Source organism: Janthinobacterium sp. CG_23.4 (assembly GCF_029892305.1).
In the GTDB taxonomy this organism is placed as follows: domain Bacteria; phylum Pseudomonadota; class Gammaproteobacteria; order Burkholderiales; family Burkholderiaceae_D; genus Janthinobacterium; species Janthinobacterium lividum_D.
In genome coordinates, this window is the sequence record NZ_JARXUX010000001.1 from 3,889,648 (window position 1) to 3,907,716 (window position 18,069).

16 protein-coding genes and 1 pseudogene are annotated in these 18,069 nt (G+C 61.8%); 13 read left to right on the forward strand and 4 right to left on the reverse strand.

Annotated features, from left to right (window positions below):
* The first annotated feature begins 70 nt into the window (after nt 1–70).
* From H4V96_RS17420 to H4V96_RS17470, 11 genes are all read left to right on the forward strand, one after another.
* Entirely contained in the window at nt 71–796 is a 726-nt protein-coding gene (locus H4V96_RS17420) for a YebC/PmpR family DNA-binding transcriptional regulator (RefSeq protein ID WP_010401062.1), read from the forward strand.
* A 72-nt stretch (nt 797–868) separates the two neighbouring features.
* Nucleotides 869–2,137: a phosphoribosylamine--glycine ligase gene (gene purD / locus H4V96_RS17425; protein ID WP_196854660.1), complete on the forward strand. Its 1,269-nt coding sequence runs from the start codon at nt 869–871 to the stop codon at nt 2,135–2,137.
* Between the two features lie 204 nt (nt 2,138–2,341).
* A complete protein-coding gene (gene hemF / locus H4V96_RS17430; RefSeq protein ID WP_029496632.1) occupies nt 2,342–3,256 on the forward strand; it encodes an oxygen-dependent coproporphyrinogen oxidase in 915 nt (304 codons plus the stop codon).
* An 11-nt stretch (nt 3,257–3,267) separates the two neighbouring features.
* On the forward strand, nt 3,268–3,936 hold the full coding sequence (locus H4V96_RS17435; RefSeq protein ID WP_196854864.1) for a nicotinate-nucleotide adenylyltransferase: 669 nt from the start codon (nt 3,268–3,270) through the stop codon (nt 3,934–3,936).
* Nucleotides 3,937–4,623 carry a ribosome silencing factor gene (gene rsfS / locus H4V96_RS17440; protein ID WP_010401071.1) on the forward strand — a complete coding sequence of 229 codons (687 nt, stop codon included), beginning with the start codon at nt 3,937–3,939 and terminating at the stop codon, nt 4,621–4,623. It begins immediately after the preceding gene.
* A gap of 6 nt (nt 4,624–4,629) precedes the next feature.
* A complete protein-coding gene (gene rlmH, locus H4V96_RS17445; RefSeq protein ID WP_035821794.1) occupies nt 4,630–5,100 on the forward strand; it encodes a 23S rRNA (pseudouridine(1915)-N(3))-methyltransferase RlmH in 471 nt (156 codons plus the stop codon).
* Nucleotides 5,101–5,107: 7 nt separating this feature from the next.
* Nucleotides 5,108–5,728: a nucleoside triphosphate pyrophosphatase gene (locus H4V96_RS17450; protein WP_010401073.1), complete on the forward strand. Its 621-nt coding sequence runs from the start codon at nt 5,108–5,110 to the stop codon at nt 5,726–5,728.
* Nucleotides 5,729–5,771: 43 nt separating this feature from the next.
* Nucleotides 5,772–7,235, forward strand: a complete 1,464-nt coding sequence (gene rng, locus H4V96_RS17455) for a ribonuclease G (protein WP_010401074.1) — start codon at nt 5,772–5,774, stop codon at nt 7,233–7,235.
* A gap of 19 nt (nt 7,236–7,254) precedes the next feature.
* Nucleotides 7,255–7,818, forward strand: a complete 564-nt coding sequence (locus H4V96_RS17460; protein ID WP_196854659.1) for a pepsin/retropepsin-like aspartic protease family protein — start codon at nt 7,255–7,257, stop codon at nt 7,816–7,818.
* 5 nt (nt 7,819–7,823) lie between these two features.
* Complete coding sequence (locus tag H4V96_RS17465; protein WP_196854658.1) at nt 7,824–8,621, forward strand: AraC family transcriptional regulator; 798 nt, start codon at nt 7,824–7,826, stop codon at nt 8,619–8,621.
* 79 nt (nt 8,622–8,700) lie between these two features.
* Complete coding sequence (locus H4V96_RS17470) at nt 8,701–9,327, forward strand: LysE family translocator (RefSeq protein WP_196854657.1); 627 nt, start codon at nt 8,701–8,703, stop codon at nt 9,325–9,327.
* Here the strand turns inward: H4V96_RS17470 and H4V96_RS17475 are convergent.
* Both H4V96_RS17475 and H4V96_RS17480 read right to left on the reverse strand, forming a co-directional pair.
* Complete coding sequence (locus tag H4V96_RS17475) at nt 9,303–9,842, reverse strand: hypothetical protein (protein ID WP_280721077.1); 540 nt, start codon at nt 9,840–9,842, stop codon at nt 9,303–9,305. The two genes, H4V96_RS17470 and H4V96_RS17475, sit on opposite strands and share 25 nt — an antisense overlap.
* 72 nt (nt 9,843–9,914) lie before the next feature.
* Nucleotides 9,915–10,940: a LacI family DNA-binding transcriptional regulator gene (locus H4V96_RS17480; protein ID WP_043462670.1), complete on the reverse strand. Its 1,026-nt coding sequence runs from the start codon at nt 10,938–10,940 to the stop codon at nt 9,915–9,917.
* 207 nt (nt 10,941–11,147) lie between these two features.
* Here H4V96_RS17480 and H4V96_RS17485 point away from each other — a divergent pair.
* Nucleotides 11,148–12,386, forward strand: a pseudogene (locus H4V96_RS17485) (malic enzyme-like NAD(P)-binding protein); the annotation flags it as partial.
* Between the two features lie 89 nt (nt 12,387–12,475).
* On the opposite strand, the gene H4V96_RS17490 reads toward H4V96_RS17485, so the two are convergent.
* Nucleotides 12,476–13,690, reverse strand: coding sequence for an O-antigen ligase family protein (locus H4V96_RS17490; protein WP_196854655.1), 1,215 nt, complete (start codon nt 13,688–13,690; stop codon nt 12,476–12,478).
* Nucleotides 13,691–14,131: 441 nt separating this feature from the next.
* Here H4V96_RS17490 and H4V96_RS17495 point away from each other — a divergent pair, with 441 nt between their 5' ends.
* Nucleotides 14,132–14,362, forward strand: coding sequence for a DUF6139 family protein (locus H4V96_RS17495; RefSeq protein WP_196854654.1), 231 nt, complete (start codon nt 14,132–14,134; stop codon nt 14,360–14,362).
* Nucleotides 14,363–14,425: 63 nt separating this feature from the next.
* Here the strand turns inward: H4V96_RS17495 and dnaE are convergent, their stop codons facing one another.
* The gene (dnaE, locus tag H4V96_RS17500) at nt 14,426–17,965 is read right to left on the reverse strand and encodes a DNA polymerase III subunit alpha (protein ID WP_010401090.1); all 3,540 of its coding nucleotides are present in this window, start codon (nt 17,963–17,965) and stop codon (nt 14,426–14,428) included.
* Between the last annotated feature and the right edge of the window lie 104 nt (nt 17,966–18,069).

The window sequence follows — 18,069 nt, forward strand, 5'->3', positions numbered from 1 at the left end:
GGCGCTTGGCGGGGGGGCGATATGCTAAAATGTCGGCCACAATTGAACACCCGTCTAAGGAAGATTCGACATGGCAGGACATAGCAAATGGGCCAATATCAAGCATAAAAAGGCTGCCACCGATGCCAAGCGCGGCAAAATCTGGACACGCCTGATCAAGGAAATCACGGTCGCGGCCCGCATGGGCGGCGCTGACGCCATCACCAATCCGCGCCTGCGCCTGGCTGTCGACAAGGCGGCCGATGCGAACATGCCAAAAGACAACGTCCAGCGCGCGATCAACCGCGGCAGCGGCGGCGTCGACGGCGCCAACTATGAAGAAGTGCGCTATGAAGGCTACGGCGTGGGCGGCGCGGCCGTCATCGTCGAATGCATGACCGACAACAAAGTACGCACGGTGGCCGAAGTGCGCAACGCCTTCAACAAGAACGGCGGCAACATGGGTAACGAAGGCTCGGTCGCCTTCATGTTCCAGCACTGCGGCCAGTTGCTGTTCGCGCCGGGCACCGATGAAGACAAGCTGATGGAAGCGGCGCTGGAAGCGGGCGCCGACGACGTCATCGCCGACGAAGAAGGCGGCTTCGAGGTGCTGACCCCCGTGCACGATTTCGCCACCGTCAAGGAAGCGCTGGAAGCGGCCGGTTTCAAGGCCGAAGTGGCCGAAGTCATCATGAAACCGGCGACCGAAACCGTGTACGCGGGCGACGATGCCATCAAGATGCAAAAGCTGATCGATGCGCTGGAGTTGCTCGACGACGTACAGGAAGTGTTCACCAACGCTTTAATAGAGAACTAATCAGAGAACTAATTACTCTGCCTACAAGGGCGGCAGCGCCGCCCTGCAACCCACACTGAACGAACGGTCCCTATGAAAATTCTGGTAGTCGGCTCTGGCGGCCGCGAACACGCCCTGGCCTGGAAACTGGCCCAGTCCGAACGCATACAGATGGTGTATGTCGCTCCGGGCAATGGCGGCACCGCGCGCGATGCGCGTCTGGTCAACCTCGACATCAGCGACCCGCAATTGCTGGCCGACTTCGTTCAGCAGGAACACATCAGCCTCACCGTGGTCGGTCCGGAAGTGCCGCTGGCGGCCGGCATCGTCAACCTGTTCCGCTCGCGCGGTCTGAAAATCTTCGGCCCGACCAAGGAAGCGGCGCAGCTGGAATCGTCGAAAGACTTCGCCAAGGCCTTCATGCAGCGCCACGGCATTCCGACGGCAGCCTACCAGACGTTTTCCGACGTCGGGCCCGCGCATGCCTACATCGATGCCATGGGCGCGCCCATCGTCATCAAGGCTGATGGCCTGGCCGCCGGCAAGGGCGTGGTCGTTGCCATGACGCTGAAAGAAGCACACCAGGCGGTCGACATGATGCTGGCCGATAACCAGTTCGGCGACGCCGGCGCGCGCATCGTCATCGAAGAATTCCTCGCTGGCGAAGAAGCGAGCTTCATCGTCATGTGCGACGGCAAGAACATCCTGCCACTGGCCACCAGCCAGGACCATAAACGCCTGAAGGACCACGACCAGGGACCGAACACGGGCGGCATGGGCGCGTATTCGCCGGCACCGATCGTCACGCCGGCCATGCATGCACGCGTCATGCGCGAAATCATCAATCCGACCATCCAGGGCATGGCCAAGGACGGCATCACATTCACGGGCTTCCTGTACGCTGGCCTGATGATCGATGACAAGGGCACGCCGAAGACGCTGGAATTCAACTGCCGCATGGGCGACCCGGAAACGCAGCCCATCATGGCGCGCCTGAAAACCGATCTGGTCAGCGTCATGGAACACGCCGTCAACGGCACGCTCGATGCGGTGGAACTGGAATGGGACCGCCGCACGGCTGTCGGCGTGGTCATGGCTGCCGCCGGCTACCCGGACGATCCCGTCAAAGGCACGCCAATCGGCGACATCCCGGCCGAAACGAGCGACTCCGTCACCTTCCATGCGGGCACCCGCATCGAGGACGAGCGCTTGGTCACCAACGGCGGGCGCGTGCTGTGCGTGGTGGGCCTGGGCGACAGCATCAAGATGGCGCAGAAGCAGGCATATGAAACGGTGGAAAAAATCCATTTCGACGGCGCGCAGTACCGCCGCGACATCGGCTGGCGCGGCCTGAAGCACTAAGCCAGCCGCTGACGGCAAACGGCGGGGCCGGCGCGGTATTTATCCGCCCCGGTCCCGTCCATCACCGTCATGCAGGAAAGCGCCACGCCGCAGGTGCGCTGAATCACAACACGAACGCACAGTGCAAGCTCCGCGCTATCACAAAAACGCGTAACAGGGTACAATCCACCCTTAATTTTTATTTCGGCCTCGTCGGCCCACGCGATGTCGTCAACTCCCTCTCCTTCGGCCGTTAAGGCTTATTTTCTCGATCTGCAAAGCCGTATCGTGCAAGCGCTCGAAGCGCAGGACGGCAAGCCCTTCCTGACCGATACCTGGCAGCGCCCCGAGGGCGGTGGCGGCATTTCGCGGCTGATCGAGGAAGGCAATGTGTTCGAGCGTGGCGGCGTGAATTTTTCGCACGTTACCGGCGCCGCATTGCCGCCATCGGCAGCAGCGGCGCGCCCTGAACTCGGTGGCAAGGCATGGGAAGCGATGGGCGTGTCGCTGGTGCTGCATCCGCGCAATCCGTATGCGCCCACGGTGCACATGAACGTGCGCTTTTTCAGCACCGTCAATACCGATGGCGAAGCCGTCTGGTGGTTTGGCGGCGGCATGGATCTGACGCCGTATTATGGCGATGCGGACGACGTGCAGCACTTTCACCAGGTCTGCCATGATGCGCTGGCACCGTTTGGCGCGCAGCTGCATCCGAAGTTCAAGCAGTGGTGTGACGATTATTTCTACCTGAAGCACCGGCGCGAAGCGCGCGGCGCGGGCGGCATCTTCTTCGACGACTTCAATGCCCTGGGCTTTGACGACAGCTTTGCGATGCTGCGCAGCGTCGGCGACGCCTTCATTGACGCCTATGTGCCGATCCTGGCGCGCCGCAAGGACACGCCCTACGCTGAACGCGAACGCGATTTCCAGTGCTACCGGCGCGGACGCTATGTCGAATTCAACCTGGTCTTCGACCGTGGTACCCTGTTCGGACTGCAGTCGGGCGGACGCACCGAGGCGATCCTGATGTCGATGCCGCCCATAGTCAAGTGGCGCTACGACTGGCACCCGGAAGCGGGCAGTCCAGAAGCGGCGTTGTATACTGATTTCCTCGTGCATCGCGACTGGCTGAAGGCGTGACCATAGGTAGCATGACGGCAACGACAGCATGCGTGGCGCTGTTGGGCGGCAGCTACGATCCGGTGCATCATGGCCATGTCGCGCTGGGCACGCATTTTTCCAGCCTGCTACAAGCCGACGAGCTGCGCGTGATTCCAGCGGGCGCGCCCTGGCAAAAGGGCAATCTGGGCGCCACCGGCCAGCAGCGCGCCGAGATGGCCAGCCTTGCCTTTGCCGGCCTGCCCCTGCGCGTGGTGATCGACCGCCAGGAAATCGAGCGCAGCGAACATGGCCAGGCCAGCTACACCATCGATACCTTGCGCCAGGTACGCGCAGAACTGGGACCGCGCGCTTCCATCGTTTTCCTGATGGGCGCCGACCAGCTGCAGCGCCTCGCGACATGGCGCCAATGGCAGCAATTATTTGAATACGCGCATATCTGCGTCGCAGCCCGCCCCGGCTTCGCGCTGAATGACACAGCAGTACCGCAAGTGGTCGCCGACGAATTTTCGCGCCGCCTGGGGTCGCTGGAAAGCATCCGCAACACGCCGCACGGTCTGACTTATCTGGCACAGGACTTCGCGGTGGATATCTCCGCCACCGAAATACGTGCGGCATTACAACGGGGGGATCGGGCAAGCTCGCTTGTTTCCCCGCTAGTGCTAGACTATATTGAACAACATAATTTATACAAAAGCTAAATGGACATCAAAAAACTGCAAACCCTCGTCGTTGACGCCCTTGAAGACGTCAAAGGCCAAGACATCGCCGTCTTCGAAACGAGTCACCTGACCAGCCTGTTCGACCGCATCGCGATCGTCTCCGGTACCTCGAACCGTCAAACCAAGGCACTCGCTGCCTCGGTACGCGACAAAGTCAAGGACGCCGGCGGCCAAATCATCGGCATGGAAGGCGAGGAAACGGGCGAATGGGTACTGGTCGATCTGGGCGACATGATCGTCCACATCATGCAAGCACCTATCCGCGCCTACTACCGCCTGGAAGAAATCTGGGGCGATACCCCGATCAAGCTCGGTGCCGCCAAGCGCGCGCCGAAAAAAGCTGCCGGTGATGAGCCGAAAAAGGTCAGCGGCCATCTGGCAGCAAGCAAGGCCAAGGTGGAAGCTTCGCCTGTGATCGAAAAGAAAGCGCCAGCGAAGAAAGCCACGCCAGCGAGCGCCGCCAAGAAAGCGCCGGCGAAAAAAGCCGCCTCCAAAGCTGTCGGCAAAACCGTGAAAGTGGCGCCGACCAAGACCGAAGCGGCTGCCGTGAAAGCCTTGAAAGCGCTGCCAGAGAAAAAAGTGCGCGCCCCACGCGCGGCCAAGCCGGCAGCCGATGCTGCACCGGCAAAAACCGTGATCAAGCGTATCAAAAAAGTCGAAGAGTAAGCCTCGATGCAGCTCATCATCGCTGCGGTCGGCCATAAAATGCCGGCCTGGATAGAGACGGGCTTCGCCGAATACGCGAAGCGCATGCCACCGGAACTGCGCATCGTGCTGAAAGAAATCAAGCCGGTGGAGCGTTCCGGCAGCAAGACCGCCGCCACGGCGATGGCGCTGGAACGCGAACGCATCGAAGCCGTCTTGCCCAAGGGCGTGCGTATCATCGCCCTCGACGAACGCGGCAAGGACTTGACCAGCGTCGGCCTGTCGCAGCAATTGATGACGTGGCAGCAGGATGGCCGCGACACGGCCTTCCTGATCGGCGGCGCCGATGGCCTCGACCCGCAACTCAAGGCGCGAGCCGAAGGCATGTTGCGCATCTCCAGCATGACCCTGCCGCACGGCGTGGTGCGCGTGATCCTCGCCGAGCAGCTGTACCGTGCCTGGTCGATCACGCAAAACCACCCCTACCACCGCGTCTGAACTTCCCATGAAAACGGCTGATCACAAGATCTACCTTGCCTCCAAAAGCCCGCGCCGGCGCGAATTGCTGCGCCAGATCGGCATCGATTTCGAATTGCTGCTGCTGCGCAGCGATGGCCCGCGCGGCGCCGACGTCACCGAGGAAGTCCTCGCTGGCGAGTCGGCGCTCGACTATGTCGCCCGCGTGTCGAATGAAAAAGCCGCCTTTGCCTGGAACCTGGTGCACCGCCGCCACCTGCCACCGCGCCCCGTGCTGGCAGCCGACACCACCGTCACCATCGATGGCGTCATCCTTGGCAAACCAGCCGACCGCGTTGAAGCCGTGGCGATGCTGCAGCAGCTGTCTGGCCGCACGCACCAGGTGCTGACCTCGATCGCCGTGCACTACCAACACTTCGCCGAGCAGCGCACACAAGTGTCACACGTGCGCTTCGGCGTACTCTCGCCGGCCGCCATCGCCGCCTATTGCGCCACGCCCGAGCCATATGACAAGGCCGGCGGCTATGGCATCCAGGGCAGCGCCGCCCTGTTCGTCGAGCATATCGAAGGCAGCCATTCCGGCATCATGGGCCTGCCTCTGTACGAGACCGCACAATTGCTCAAGCTAGCAGGTTTGCCCCTGCCCTGAAGACGGGTATGATGTCATTCGTTGCCTCAACTCCCCCGCCTCCATGAACGAAGACATCCTGATCAATATCACGCCGCAAGAAACCCGCGTCGCCCTCATCTTGCAAGGCGCCGTGCAGGAATTGCACATCGAGCGCACGCTCACGCGCGGCCTGGCCGGGAATGTCTATTCCGGCAAAGTCGTGCGGGTATTGCCGGGCATGCAATCGGCCTTCATCGACATCGGCCTGGAGCGCGCTGCCTTTTTGCACGTGGCCGACATCTGGGAAGCGCGTGGCCACGATGGCCAGAACACCACTCCCGCGCCGATTGAAAAAATCCTCTTCGACGGCCAGGTGCTGACGGTGCAGGTGATCAAGGACCCGATCGGCACCAAGGGGGCACGCCTGTCGACGCAAATTTCCATCGCCGGGCGCATGCTGGTGTACCTGCCGCAAGACAAGCATATCGGCATCTCGCAGAAAATCGAGAAGGAAGCGGAACGCGAACAGTTGCGCGTGCGCCTGCAAAGCCTGCTGCCGCCCGATGAAAAGGGTGGCTACATCGTGCGCACCATGGCCGAGGATGCCTCGGACGCGGACCTGAAGGCGGACGTCGATTACCTGCGCAAGACCTGGAGCACCATCACGCACGGCGCGCGCACGCGCCCGGCCACCAGCTTGCTGCACCAGGACTTGAGCCTGGCACAGCGCGTGCTGCGCGACTTCGTCGGCGATGAAACGGCCACCATCCAGGTCGATTCGCGCGAAAACTATGTGAAATTGCGCGAATTTGCGGAAATCTACACGCCCAGCGAACTGACACGTCTGCAGCACTACACGGGCGAACGCCCGCTGTTTGACCTGTACGGCGTAGAAGAGGAAATCCTGCGCGCACTGGGCCGCCGCGTCGATCTGAAATCGGGCGGCTACCTGATCGTCGACCAGACGGAAGCGATGACCACCATCGACGTCAACACGGGCGGCTTTGTCGGCGGGCGCAATTTTGCCGACACGATCTTCAAGACCAACCTGGAAGCGGCGCACGCCATCGCGCGCCAGCTGCGCCTGCGCAACCTGGGCGGCATCATCATCCTCGACTTCATCGACATGGACAACGCCGAGCACCGCAACGCCGTGCTGGCCGAATTGAAACGCACCTTGTCGCGCGACCGCACGAAGGTGTCGGTGAGCAATTTCTCGCCGCTGGGCCTGGTGGAAATGACGCGCAAGCGCACGCGCGAATCGCTGGCCCACATCCTGTGCGAACCGTGCCCGGCCTGCGCCGGCAAGGGACAAGTCAAGACCTCGCGCACCATCTGTTATGAAATCTTGCGCGAACTGCTGCGCGAAGCGAAACAATTCAACCCGCGCGAGTTCCGCATCCTCGCCTCGCAGGAAGTCGTCGATCTGTTCCTCGAAGAAGAATCGCAGCACCTGGCCATGCTCGGTGATTTCATCGGCAAGAAAATTTCGCTGCAGGTGGAAAATGCCTACCACCAGGAGCAGTACGACGTCATCCTGATGTAGCCCGCTGCGCACGCTGAGCATGAAAACAAACGCCGCCCTGTGCCTGTTACTGCTGTGTGCATCGACGGCCCTGGCCGCTGCGCTCCCCGTCAGCCTCGCCAACGGCACGCCTGTGGTGCAACTGGACCTGAATGGCAAGACGCTGCCCTTCGTGCTCGACACGGGTGCAAGCACCAGCCTGCACCTGACGCCGGAGGTCGCAGAATCGCTGCCGGGGCTGGCCTGCACGGGCCGGCAGCGCAAAAGCATCGATGAAGGACTGCTACTGCATCTGGCCGACGGCAAGAAAACCTATCGCCTGGTACTCGATACGGCTGCCTCCGTCTCTATCATCAAGAGTTCGGCAGCTGAAGCAGCTTCGCGCGTGGAACAATGCGCGTTCAAGCTGGGTCCCGGACGCCCCTGCCGCACGATCACACTGTCGCTGCCGGGTGGCAAGAGTATCTCGCCCCTGTTGATTGCATTGCCAAATGAATTCAAGGCAGATGGCATATTAGGCACGGATTTCTTCCAGCAAATGCCGGTGCTGTTCGACCTGCAGCATCAAATGCTGTATTTGCGCCCGCCCGCGCCTGCTGCTTGACGCCTATGTCCGCACACAACGGCAGCACCGCCTTCTGGCGTGACCCGGCTCTGCCCCACATGGAGAGCCGGCGCGCCTGCCACAGCCAGGCGTGCTACAAGCCGCACAGCCATCCCACGTTTTCGATTGGCGCCGTCGACGCTGGCGGCAGCATCTTTACGGGCAGCAAAGACGGCAAGGTCGCCCTCGGCAATGGCAGCCTGGTGCTGGTGCCGGCCGGCTGCGTGCACGCCTGCAACCCCCTGCCTGGCGCCTTCTGGAGCTACCAGATGCTGCATCTCGATGCGCGGTGGCTGCAAGCACACGCGCCGGCGCTCGATGGCGACACGGCGACGGTGTTGCACTGCCCACGGCTGTACGCACAGTTTTGCGCCATGAATGCGCTGCTGTTTTCAAGCGCCGGCGTGGCAGAGAAGGATGCGGCGCTGCTGGCGTTCCTGGGCGCTTGCGCCGATACCCGTGCAGACCTGCTGCCCTCGGGACGCAAGCCGCTGCCGCTGCAACTGGCGCCCGTGTTCGAAACGCTGCAGGCGCGGCCTTCGGCCAGCCTGCGGCAGCTGGCGCAAGCGGCGGGCCTGAGCGCGTATCAATTGATACGCGCTTTTCGCGCCGCCACGGGCATGACGCCGCATGCCTACCAGCTAAATATGCACGTCAACCGCGCGCGCAGTCGCTTGCAGGCAGGGACGGCGCTGGCGCAACTGGCGCATGAGCTGGGCTTTGCCGACCAGAGCCATATGCAGCGCGTCTTCAAGGCGCATGCGGGCATCACGCCGGGGCGCTATCGCGGCCAGGGCAGCTAAGGCGCCCGCAATTTTCTTCAATACAGGCTGCCGCCAGCCCCTGCATACTCGCGCATCGCCATTGCCGGAGCCAAACTCCATGCACGATTTCCTCTTCATCGCCGCCGCCCACTTTCTTTCCCTGCTATCGCCCGGTCCCGATTTTTTCCTGATCGCACGCACCTCGCTGGCCCACGGCTGGCGCGGCGCAGCCGGCACGTGCGTGGGCATTACGCTGGCCAATGCGGTGTTTATCGTGGCGGCGTTTGCGGGACTATCGGTGCTCAAGGCGGGCAGTACGGCATTTCTGGTAGTGCGGCTGGCCGGATGCGCCTATCTGCTGTACCTGGGCTGCCTGTTCTTGCGCCATGCGGGCAAGAGCCGCCTGGATGCCAAGCCTGCCACCGGCAAGGCGCGCTGGCGCGGCGGTGTCGCGATGGGGTTTGTCTCCGCCATCCTGAACCCGAAGAATGCGCTGTTCTACGTCAGCCTGGCCACCGTGCTGGCCGCCAGGCAGACGAATCCCGTTGCGATGGTGGCGTATGGCGCGTGGATGGTCGTTGCCGTGCTGGCGTGGGATATGGCGCTGGCGCTGGCCATCGGCAGCAGCGCCCTGCGGCAGCGCTTTGCGCGCGCGCTGCCGCTGCTGGAACGGCTGTCGGGCGTGATGCTGATCGTGCTGGCGGTGGTGCTGTTGGCGGATCAGGCTGGCAATGGATCGAGGTAAAACACGGCGTACACTTTCAGTGGCGACGTTTCGGTGGCTTTTTCCGAACGCACGACGGAGCAGTCGTCGGCGGCCAGGCTGCGCCAGTTCTGGATGCCCGCCTTGGCGAACATCGCGTGCGCAGGGGCATTTGCGGCCAGATCGAGCACCAGGCAGGCGTTGCGCGGGCCGGCGCCGTAGTTGACGGCGCGGATCTCGATGCCGAAGGTCGTCATCCACGGTTCCCACAAGCCTTTTTCCTTGCCGGCGGCCATGCGATCGAGCATGTCGCCAAAGCTCAAGCCTTTCTTGACGGTATCGCGCAGGGCTTGCAACGACGGCGCCAGGCGGGGATCGGGCTGCTTGTTGCCGGCGCGGATCTCGGCGATCGCTTTCAATTCCTTGATGATGGCCGCATCGCGCTCCGTGTAATCGCGCATGCGCGCGTAAAACTCGGCGTCAAGAAAAGGATTGACGGTCAGCTTGGCGACGCCCTCTTCGCGGCGTTTCGGGGAAGGCGTGGTGGTTTTGGTCATGGCGATGGAGGGCAAAATACGTTGAGGGCCGCCAGTGTACCACCTTGCAGCGGCGCGACCACTAGCTTTGCATCAGTGCCTGGGGGCGGCCGTCGATTCGCGCACCACCAGTTCGGGCTTCAAGCGCACGTCGAGCACCGCGCAATCGGGCGCATCGATGGTTTGCAGGATCAGCCGCGCCGCTTCCGTGCCGATGCCATGGTGGCGAATGCGGATGGTGGTCAGGGGGGGACGGATCATATCCATATAGGGCATGTCGTTGTGGCCCACGACGGAAATATCTTGCGGGCAGTTCAAGCCCAGTTCGCGGATGGCATCGTAGCAGCCGATGGCTACCAGGTCGCTGCCGGTCACCACGGCCGTCGTCTGCGGCGATTCGCGCAGCAGCGCCAGCAAGGCTGCCTTGCCGCATTCGCGCGAATAGCCGCTGCTTTCAAACACGAACGCTTGCGAGGGATCGAGTTCGCTGGCCTCGATGGCGGCCAGGAAACCGAGACGGCGCACGTGGCCCGTGGACAGGTTTTCGGGGCCGGCGATGTGCGCGATATGGCGGTGGCCCAGCGCCAGCAAGTGCTCGACGGCCAGGCGCATGCCGACCGCGTCGTCGCTGACGACGCACGATGCGATGCCCGTCTCGTCACTGCGGTTGACGGTGACGACAGGCACATTCTGGTCGATGCACATCTTGATGACGGGATCGTGGCGGCGCGCCGTAGCCAGTATCAGGCCATCGACTTGCTGCCCCAGCAGACGGTTGATGACGAACAGCTGCTCTTCCTCGTCGGCGCCCACATTGGCGACGATGGCCAGATAGCCATGCTTGCGCAAGCCTTCCTCAATACCCAGCAGTATCGGCGGAAATACGGCGTTGGTAATGTCGGGCAAGACCACGCCGATGATGCGCGACTTGCGCGTGACGAGCGTAGAGGCAGCGCGATTCGGGCGGTAGCCGAGCCTGCCAGCTTCGGCCAGCACGCGCGCGGCCACCTCGGCGCTGACCATGTGCCGCGTTGCCGGGTTCATCACGCGCGAGACAGTGGAAAAGTGCACATCGCTGGCCCGTGCTACGTCGCTTAAGGTGGGGTTCTTGTTTGTCATGGGCTTTTCGGATCGCAATACCTTGATTTTATCGTAAAAATTCCTCTTTCCGTCAAAAACCGAGCAAACGCTTGCATTGGAATAAAGCCATTTCTCAAAGCGGTTTTGATCGACTTCCCACCAATCGAGCCTTGACAGCGTGCAAACGCTTGCATAACATGGTCTGGATTCACCACTCGGGCACTGTATGCCCCTCTCATCATTCTTATGTCTACTTCCCACAGCCAGCACGCCGACCAACACGGCGAAAATTTCAACCTGAAAGAAGCCGCCCTCGCCTATCACGCTGAACCCCGCGCAGGCAAGATTTCCGTTACGCCAACCAAACCACTGGGCGACGCACGCGCCCTGACCCTGGCGTATTCGCCAGGCGTGGCCTTCGCCTGCGAAGCCATCGTGGAAGATCCGCGCACGGCCGGCATCTACACCTCGCGCAGCAATCTGGTGGCCGTGATCACGAATGGCACCGCCGTGCTGGGACTGGGCGATATCGGCCCGCTGGCCAGCAAGCCGGTGATGGAAGGAAAAGCTTGCCTGTTCAAGCAGTTTGGCGACGTCGACGTGTTCGACATTGAACTGGCCGAGAACGATCCCGACCTGTTCATCGACACCGTGGTGCGCATGGAGCCAACCTTCGGCGGCATCAACCTGGAAGACATCAAGGCACCGGACTGCTTCTACATCGAGCAGCAATTGCGCAAGCGCATGAACATCCCCGTCTTCCACGACGACCAGCACGGCACGGCCATCATCGTCGCGGCCGGCATCCTGAACGGTCTGGAACTGGTAGGCAAGGATATCGGCAACGTCAAAGTGACCGTCTCTGGCGCCGGTGCAGCCTCGATCGCCTGTCTCGACTTGCTCGTCTCGCTGGGGCTGAACAAGTCGCTGCTGAAAGTGTGCGACAGCCAGGGCGTCATCTACCCGGGCCGCGATGCCAACATGGAAGAGAACAAGGCGCGCTACGCGAATGACACGAGCGACCGCGACCTGGCCGCTGCCATGGTCGGCGCCGACATCTTCATCGGTGTCTCGAAGGGCGGCGTGGTCAGCGCGCAGATGGTCGAATCGATGGCTGCCAAGCCTTTGATCTTCGCCCTGGCCAACCCACATCCGGAAATCGCCCCGGAAAAAGTGCATGCCGTACGCGACGACGCCATCGTGGCCACGGGCCGCTCGGACTACCCGAACCAGATCAACAACGTGCTGTGCTTCCCCTACATCTTCCGTGGCGCGCTCGACGTGGGCGCCACCACGATTAATGAAGAGATGAAGCTGGCCTGCGTGCGCGCCATCGCCGCCCTGGCAAAAGAACCGTTGCCAGGCCACACCAGCAGCGCGCTGACGCCTTTGCAACTGATACCGTCGCCGTTCGACGAGCGCCTGCGCAGCTGGGTCGCGCCTGCCGTGTCGCAAGCGGCCATCGCCAGCGGCGTGGCTACGCGCGTGCCGGCCAGCGGCAAGTAAGCCAGTTGATGTAAAGCAGGAAAGCAGGACCGCGCCGCCCGCACATGGGGACGGCGCGCATTACCGTATCAGCCCGGTACGCGGGGCTGCTGCCCCGCCCGCGCCGGCAAGGCGCCCGCCAGCGGAATGGCCAGCAAGATCATGAAGGCCATGCCGAAGACGCCATCACGTATCATCGCGTTGAACATGGCACCGAGCATCAGCGACAGCGTCAGCATCCCCAGCCACATGCCATGCTCGCCCCCCTTGCGCCAGGCATGCACGAGCAGCCCCACCAGTACCCACAGCAATGCCAGCAGGCCGAACAGCCCGATTTCGGACATATACAGCATATAGTCATTGTGCGGCGTCAATTGAATGCTGATCGGGTCGCCCACTGTCCTGGCGCGGTATTCTTGCAGCCAGGTGCCGACACCGTGCCCCTGCAGCGGCTTCTCGGCGATGATGCGCAAGGTGACGCCATACATCGCCAGGCGGATGCCCTGTTCGCTGGTCGCCTTGCCTTCGGAAAAGGCGTTGAGATCTGCCAACGTGCCGTCGACGCGCTGGCGCAGTCCCGACGCTTGCGCCAACAGCAGGGCCAGCAGCACGCCCACTGTCAGCACGCCCAGCACATTGCGCCATGACAGATGAAGGTGGCGCGAACCGATGAGCATGCACAGCATGACAAAGATCAGGCTGCCCGTGCGCGTCTTGCCCAGCAATAGCCCGGCTGCGGCCACATACAGGAATTGCAGCAGGCGTGGCCAGTTGACGGGGCGCGCCGGCTGCTCGCTCAACTGGTACAGCATCCAGGCGGAAGCAAGACCGAGCAACACTCCCAGCAGGATCGACTTGTTGCCGGAATAAATCACATAACTGCGGAAAAAATTCCAGTGCGGCAGCAGGCCCAGATAATTGAGATAAAACAGGGTAGCGGCCACCGTGGCGCCGGTAAAAAAGGTATTCACAGCGCGGCGCTGCCACGCACCGGGACCGATGCTGGAAAAGAACAATAAGAAGACAAAAATCTGATAATGCACGATATCAGTCCAGAATTCGCTGGGCGGGCGTTCGAGGAAGATGCCGGCGCACACGGAGACGACGCTCAACGCCAGTACCGGCCAGCGCAAGGGGCTTTCCTTGATGTGCCGCCAGCGGCTGGCAAAGTCCCCGGCCAGCAGGTAGGCGATGATGAAAGCCACCACGCCGGTGTACATGAAGCCGAGTGGAAAGAACAGGGTGAACGGCAAGACGGCAAGAATGGCTTGAGGCGATTGCGAACGGCGGGCAAAGAAATTCATGGAGGGTTGGGCTCGGTATCTAGTGAAAAACGGTGGCGCTGCAGCGCGACACACGGTAGCGGGCCGGTGCAGGAAAGCAGTATCGCCTATGCATCAGGGCAAGTCAAACCGCCGCCGGCTTAGCCTGGCGGCGCCAGCGGCAGGCTTATTTCCAGCAGCAGTCCCTGGCCGCCGCTGGCGCGGTGCAGTTGACTCGTGCCGCCGTGCTGGCGCACGACCAGAAGCGACGATGGACAAGCCCTGGCCACTGCCCGCCTGCGCCTGCTGCGGCGCACGGAAAAAGCGGCCGAACACGCGCATCGTTGCTGTGCGTCACTAGCTACCTCGCCTTGCCTCTTGCTGCACACGCTACAATCCGTGGCCGGCACAATCCTGTTACGCTCACGCTATCGGTATGCATTACGGTGCGCCGGTTTCCCCAACGCTTACTAGGAGGCATTCATGCGCGTAGACATCTACCGCCGGGCCGAGCACGACGGCATTTTTTCCTACCTCGCCGTACCGGAAGGAAAGCTCATTCCTGAAGAAGTGACCAATACCGACTGGCAACTCGAAGTGCGCGCCAGCGAAGTGGCCGACGAGGCCCAGGCCTTGCCCGACTACCACATCGAACAGCCGCACCAGCAGATCGCCGCCAAGGGCTATGCGATCACGGGCTTGAAAGATATGTAAACGAAAAAAGCCAAACCAGCATATCTGCGGTTTGGCTTTGTTGTAGGCGCCGGGCAGTGCCGGTCAGTATTCGACCGCCACCTCTTGCGCACCGAGCATCTGCTCGAGCGCCATCTGCAACTCATCCGATGGCGCCACTTTCCACTCATCCCCAAACTGCAGCACGCAACTGATGCCTTGCGGGCTGACCCGCGCAGCGATCGGCAAGCCCGTCTCGGCCCGGTGCGGCAGGATCACGTCGCGGATACGCTTGGCATCCAGGGTGGCCGGCAACACCAGGCCCAGCTGACGGCCGTACTGCACGCGCGCGGCGATGATATCAAAGGCGCTCTCGGCCGTAATGCGCAAGCCGCCCGAAAAACGGTCTTCCGACACCTTGCCGACGACGGCGAGGAATTCATCTTCCTTGAAGATTTTCCGGTTGGCATCGAACAATTCGCCATACACGGTCACTTCCACCGTGCCGCTCTTGTCGTCGAGCGTGACGATGAGAATCTTGCCGCGCTGCGTCATCTGCGTGCGCAAGCCAGTGATGATGCCGGCCATCATGCGCGGTTCGCGCGACGGTGACAATTCGGACAGTTTCGTGCGCGCAAAACGGCGCGCCTCGGGCGCATACGAATCGAACAGATGGCCAGAAAGGTAGAAGCCCAGGGCGATCTTTTCTTCCGTCAGGCGCTGCTTATCGCTCCACACGGGAACCTTGACATAGTCGGGCGGCGCCACCATGTCGCTGTCGTCGCCACCAAACAGGCTCACCTGGTTCGCCGCCTTGGCGGCCTGGTCGGCGCACTCCATGGCGAATGCCACGGATGCGAGCAAGATGGCGCGGTCGACCTTCAGGCAGTCGAAGGCACCGCTGCGTATCAGGGACTCGATGGTGCGGCGGTTGATTTGCTTCTTATCGACACGCATGCAGAAATCGAACAGGCTGGTGAAGGGGCCACCGGCCGTGCGCGCGGCGATGATGGCTTCGATGGCATTCTGCCCGGAACCCTTCACGGCACCGAGGCCATAGCGGATCTGCGTGACTTTTTTGCCACTCACCGACGGCGCTTCGCCGCTCGGCGTGAAGCGGTAGTCCGATTCGTTGATATCGGGCGGCAACAAGGTCAGCTTGCAGATTTCCAGCGAGTCTTCCACCAGAATCTTGATCTTGTCCGTGTCGTCCATGGCCAGCGACAAGTTGGCGGCCATGAAGGCGGCCGTGTGGTGCGCTTTCAAATACGCCGTGTGGTAGGACAGCAGGGCGTAGGCGGCGGCGTGCGATTTGTTAAAACCGTAGCCCGCGAATTTTTCCATCAAGTCGAAGATCTCGTCGGCCTTTTCCGCCGTCAAGCCATCTTTCGCCGCACCGGCACGGAAAATCTCGCGGTGCTCGGCCATTTCTTCGGCCTTCTTTTTGCCCATGGCGCGGCGCAGCATGTCGGCGCCGCCCAGCGAGTAACCGCCGACGATCTGCGCCATCTGCATCACCTGCTCCTGATACACCATGATGCCGTAGGTTTCGGACAGAATCGATTCCGTACGCGGATCGGGATAATCGAAGCGTTCGCCGTGCTTGCGCTTGCAAAAATCGGGAATCAAGTCCATCGGGCCAGGGCGGTACAGCGCCACCAGCGCGATAATGTCTTCGAAACGGTCGGGCCGCGCGTCTTTCAGCATGCCCTGCATGCCGCGCGACTCGAGCTGGAACACGGCCACGGTCTTGGCCTTGGTCAGCAAGTCGTAGGACGGCTTGTCGTTCAGCGGCAAGGTAGCCAGGTCGAAATCGGCTTGCGCCGGATCGAGCTGCTTGATGTAGCGCACGGCGCGGTCGAGAATGGTCAGCGTGGTCAAGCCCAAAAAGTCGAACTTCACCAAGCCGACCGCTTCCACGTCATCCTTGTCGTACTGCGACACGACACCCGAATCGCCACCCTGCGTGTACAGCGGGCAGAAATCGGTCAGCTTGCCGGGCGCAATCAAGACGCCCCCGGCGTGCATGCCGATATTGCGCGTGATGCCTTCGACTTGCTGCGCCAGCTCCAGCAACTGCTTGACCTCTTCCTCGTTTTCCAGGCGCTCCTTGAGCAGCGGCTCTTCCTCGATGGCGTCGGCGATCGACACGGGTTTGCCCGGCTTGAACGGGATCAGCTTGGAAATGCCGTCGCAGAAGTTGTAGCCGAAGTCCATCACGCGGCCCACGTCGCGGATCGCTCCCTTGGCCGCCATGGTACCGAAGGTGGCGATCTGCGAGACGGCCTCCTTGCCATACAAATCCTTGACGTGCTGGATGACGCGGTCACGCCCTTCCTGGCAAAAGTCGATATCGAAGTCGGGCATCGAGACGCGTTCAGGATTAAGGAAACGCTCGAACAGCAGGTTGTATTGCAATGGATCGAGATCGGTAATCAACAGCGAATAGGCGACCAGCGAACCGGCACCCGAACCGCGGCCCGGGCCGACTGGCACGCCGTTTTCCTTGGCCCACTGGATAAACTCGGCGACGATGAGGAAGTAGCCGGGAAACTTCATGTTGCAAATCGTATCGGTCTCGAACTTGAGCCGCGATTCGTAGCGCGCACGCTCCTGTTCGCGCCGCTGCGGGTCCGGATACAGCTGGATCAAGCGCTTTTCCAGGCCGGCCTGCGATTCGGCGACGAGAAACTGGTCGATCGTCATGCCGGGCGGCGTGGGGAAGTTCGGCAGTTGCGGCTTGCCCAGAGTCAAGGTCAGATTGCAGCGCTTGGCGATTTCCACCGAATTGGCCAGCGCGGCCGGCAAGTCGGCAAACAACTGCGCCATGTCCGCCTGCGACAGGAAGCGCTGGCTGTCATTAAAACGTTTCACGCGCTTGGCGTTGGCCAGCATTTCGCCTTCGGCGATACAGGTGCGCGCTTCGTGGGCAACAAATTCTTCAGGGGAAATGAATTGCACGGGATGCGTGGCAACAACCGGCAAACCCAGCTTGGCCGCCAGGGCCACCGCATGACGTACTTGCGCTTCCTGGTTGGCCTGGCCGCCGCGCTGGATCTCGACATAAAAATGGCCAGGGAAAATGTCGGCCCAGCGCTGCGCATTGCGTTCGGCCAGCGCCAGGTTGCCATTCTCGATAGCGATACCGACATCGCCGAAATGGGCGCCGGACAGCACGATCAAGCCATTCGCTGCGCTGTCATCCGGGTACAGCTCATAGGTATTCGTCGCCAGCGCCTGCAGCCACTCGATGCGCAGCTCGGCGCGTCCTTTGTACTGGTTGCTCAGCCAAGCCATCGACAACAGTTCGCACAGTTGCAGATAACCCATGCGGTTCTTCGCCAGCAACAGCAAACGCGACGGCTTTTCGCGGTTATCGTCATTCGTGATCCACACATCGACACCGACGATGGGCTTGATGCCCTTGCCGCGTGCTTCCTTGTAAAACTTGACCATGCCAAACAGGTTCGACAAGTCGGTGACGGCCAGCGCCACTTGCTTGTCCTTGGCCGCCGCCTTGACCACGTCGTCGATGCGTACCAAGCCATCGACGATCGAGTACTCCGAGTGCACGCGCAAGTGGACGAAGGCAGGACCGGGCTGCATCGCTTGCTGTGAACCTGCCGGAGCGCCGGCCTCTTGCATTACCATTTCCATCCTGTGTACCGTTTCGTGCAAAATTCAATGGGGTCTATTCTACCGCGTCGCGGGTAGGCACCGGGTATCCTGGCTGGCCTGTCGGGCTTATA

What these genes read in the sequence shown, in the direction of transcription:
- rlmH (WP_035821794.1), top strand. Translation starts at nt 4,630, where the DNA reads ATGCAGCTCATCATCGCTGCGGTCGGCCATAAAATGCCGGCCTGGATA.
- purD (WP_196854660.1), top strand. Translation starts at nt 869, where the DNA reads ATGAAAATTCTGGTAGTCGGCTCTGGCGGCCGCGAACACGCCCTGGCC.
- H4V96_RS17470 (WP_196854657.1), top strand. Translation starts at nt 8,701, where the DNA reads ATGCACGATTTCCTCTTCATCGCCGCCGCCCACTTTCTTTCCCTGCTA.
- rng (WP_010401074.1), top strand. Translation starts at nt 5,772, where the DNA reads ATGAACGAAGACATCCTGATCAATATCACGCCGCAAGAAACCCGCGTC.
- H4V96_RS17465 (WP_196854658.1), top strand. Translation starts at nt 7,824, where the DNA reads ATGTCCGCACACAACGGCAGCACCGCCTTCTGGCGTGACCCGGCTCTG.
- H4V96_RS17475 (WP_280721077.1), bottom strand. Translation starts at nt 9,842, where the DNA reads ATGACCAAAACCACCACGCCTTCCCCGAAACGCCGCGAAGAGGGCGTC.
- hemF (WP_029496632.1), top strand. Translation starts at nt 2,342, where the DNA reads ATGTCGTCAACTCCCTCTCCTTCGGCCGTTAAGGCTTATTTTCTCGAT.
- H4V96_RS17480 (WP_043462670.1), bottom strand. Translation starts at nt 10,940, where the DNA reads ATGACAAACAAGAACCCCACCTTAAGCGACGTAGCACGGGCCAGCGAT.
- H4V96_RS17490 (WP_196854655.1), bottom strand. Translation starts at nt 13,690, where the DNA reads ATGAATTTCTTTGCCCGCCGTTCGCAATCGCCTCAAGCCATTCTTGCC.
- H4V96_RS17450 (WP_010401073.1), top strand. Translation starts at nt 5,108, where the DNA reads ATGAAAACGGCTGATCACAAGATCTACCTTGCCTCCAAAAGCCCGCGC.
- H4V96_RS17495 (WP_196854654.1), top strand. Translation starts at nt 14,132, where the DNA reads ATGCGCGTAGACATCTACCGCCGGGCCGAGCACGACGGCATTTTTTCC.
- rsfS (WP_010401071.1), top strand. Translation starts at nt 3,937, where the DNA reads ATGGACATCAAAAAACTGCAAACCCTCGTCGTTGACGCCCTTGAAGAC.
- H4V96_RS17420 (WP_010401062.1), top strand. Translation starts at nt 71, where the DNA reads ATGGCAGGACATAGCAAATGGGCCAATATCAAGCATAAAAAGGCTGCC.
- H4V96_RS17460 (WP_196854659.1), top strand. Translation starts at nt 7,255, where the DNA reads ATGAAAACAAACGCCGCCCTGTGCCTGTTACTGCTGTGTGCATCGACG.
- H4V96_RS17435 (WP_196854864.1), top strand. Translation starts at nt 3,268, where the DNA reads ATGACGGCAACGACAGCATGCGTGGCGCTGTTGGGCGGCAGCTACGAT.
- dnaE (WP_010401090.1), bottom strand. Translation starts at nt 17,965, where the DNA reads ATGCAAGAGGCCGGCGCTCCGGCAGGTTCACAGCAAGCGATGCAGCCC.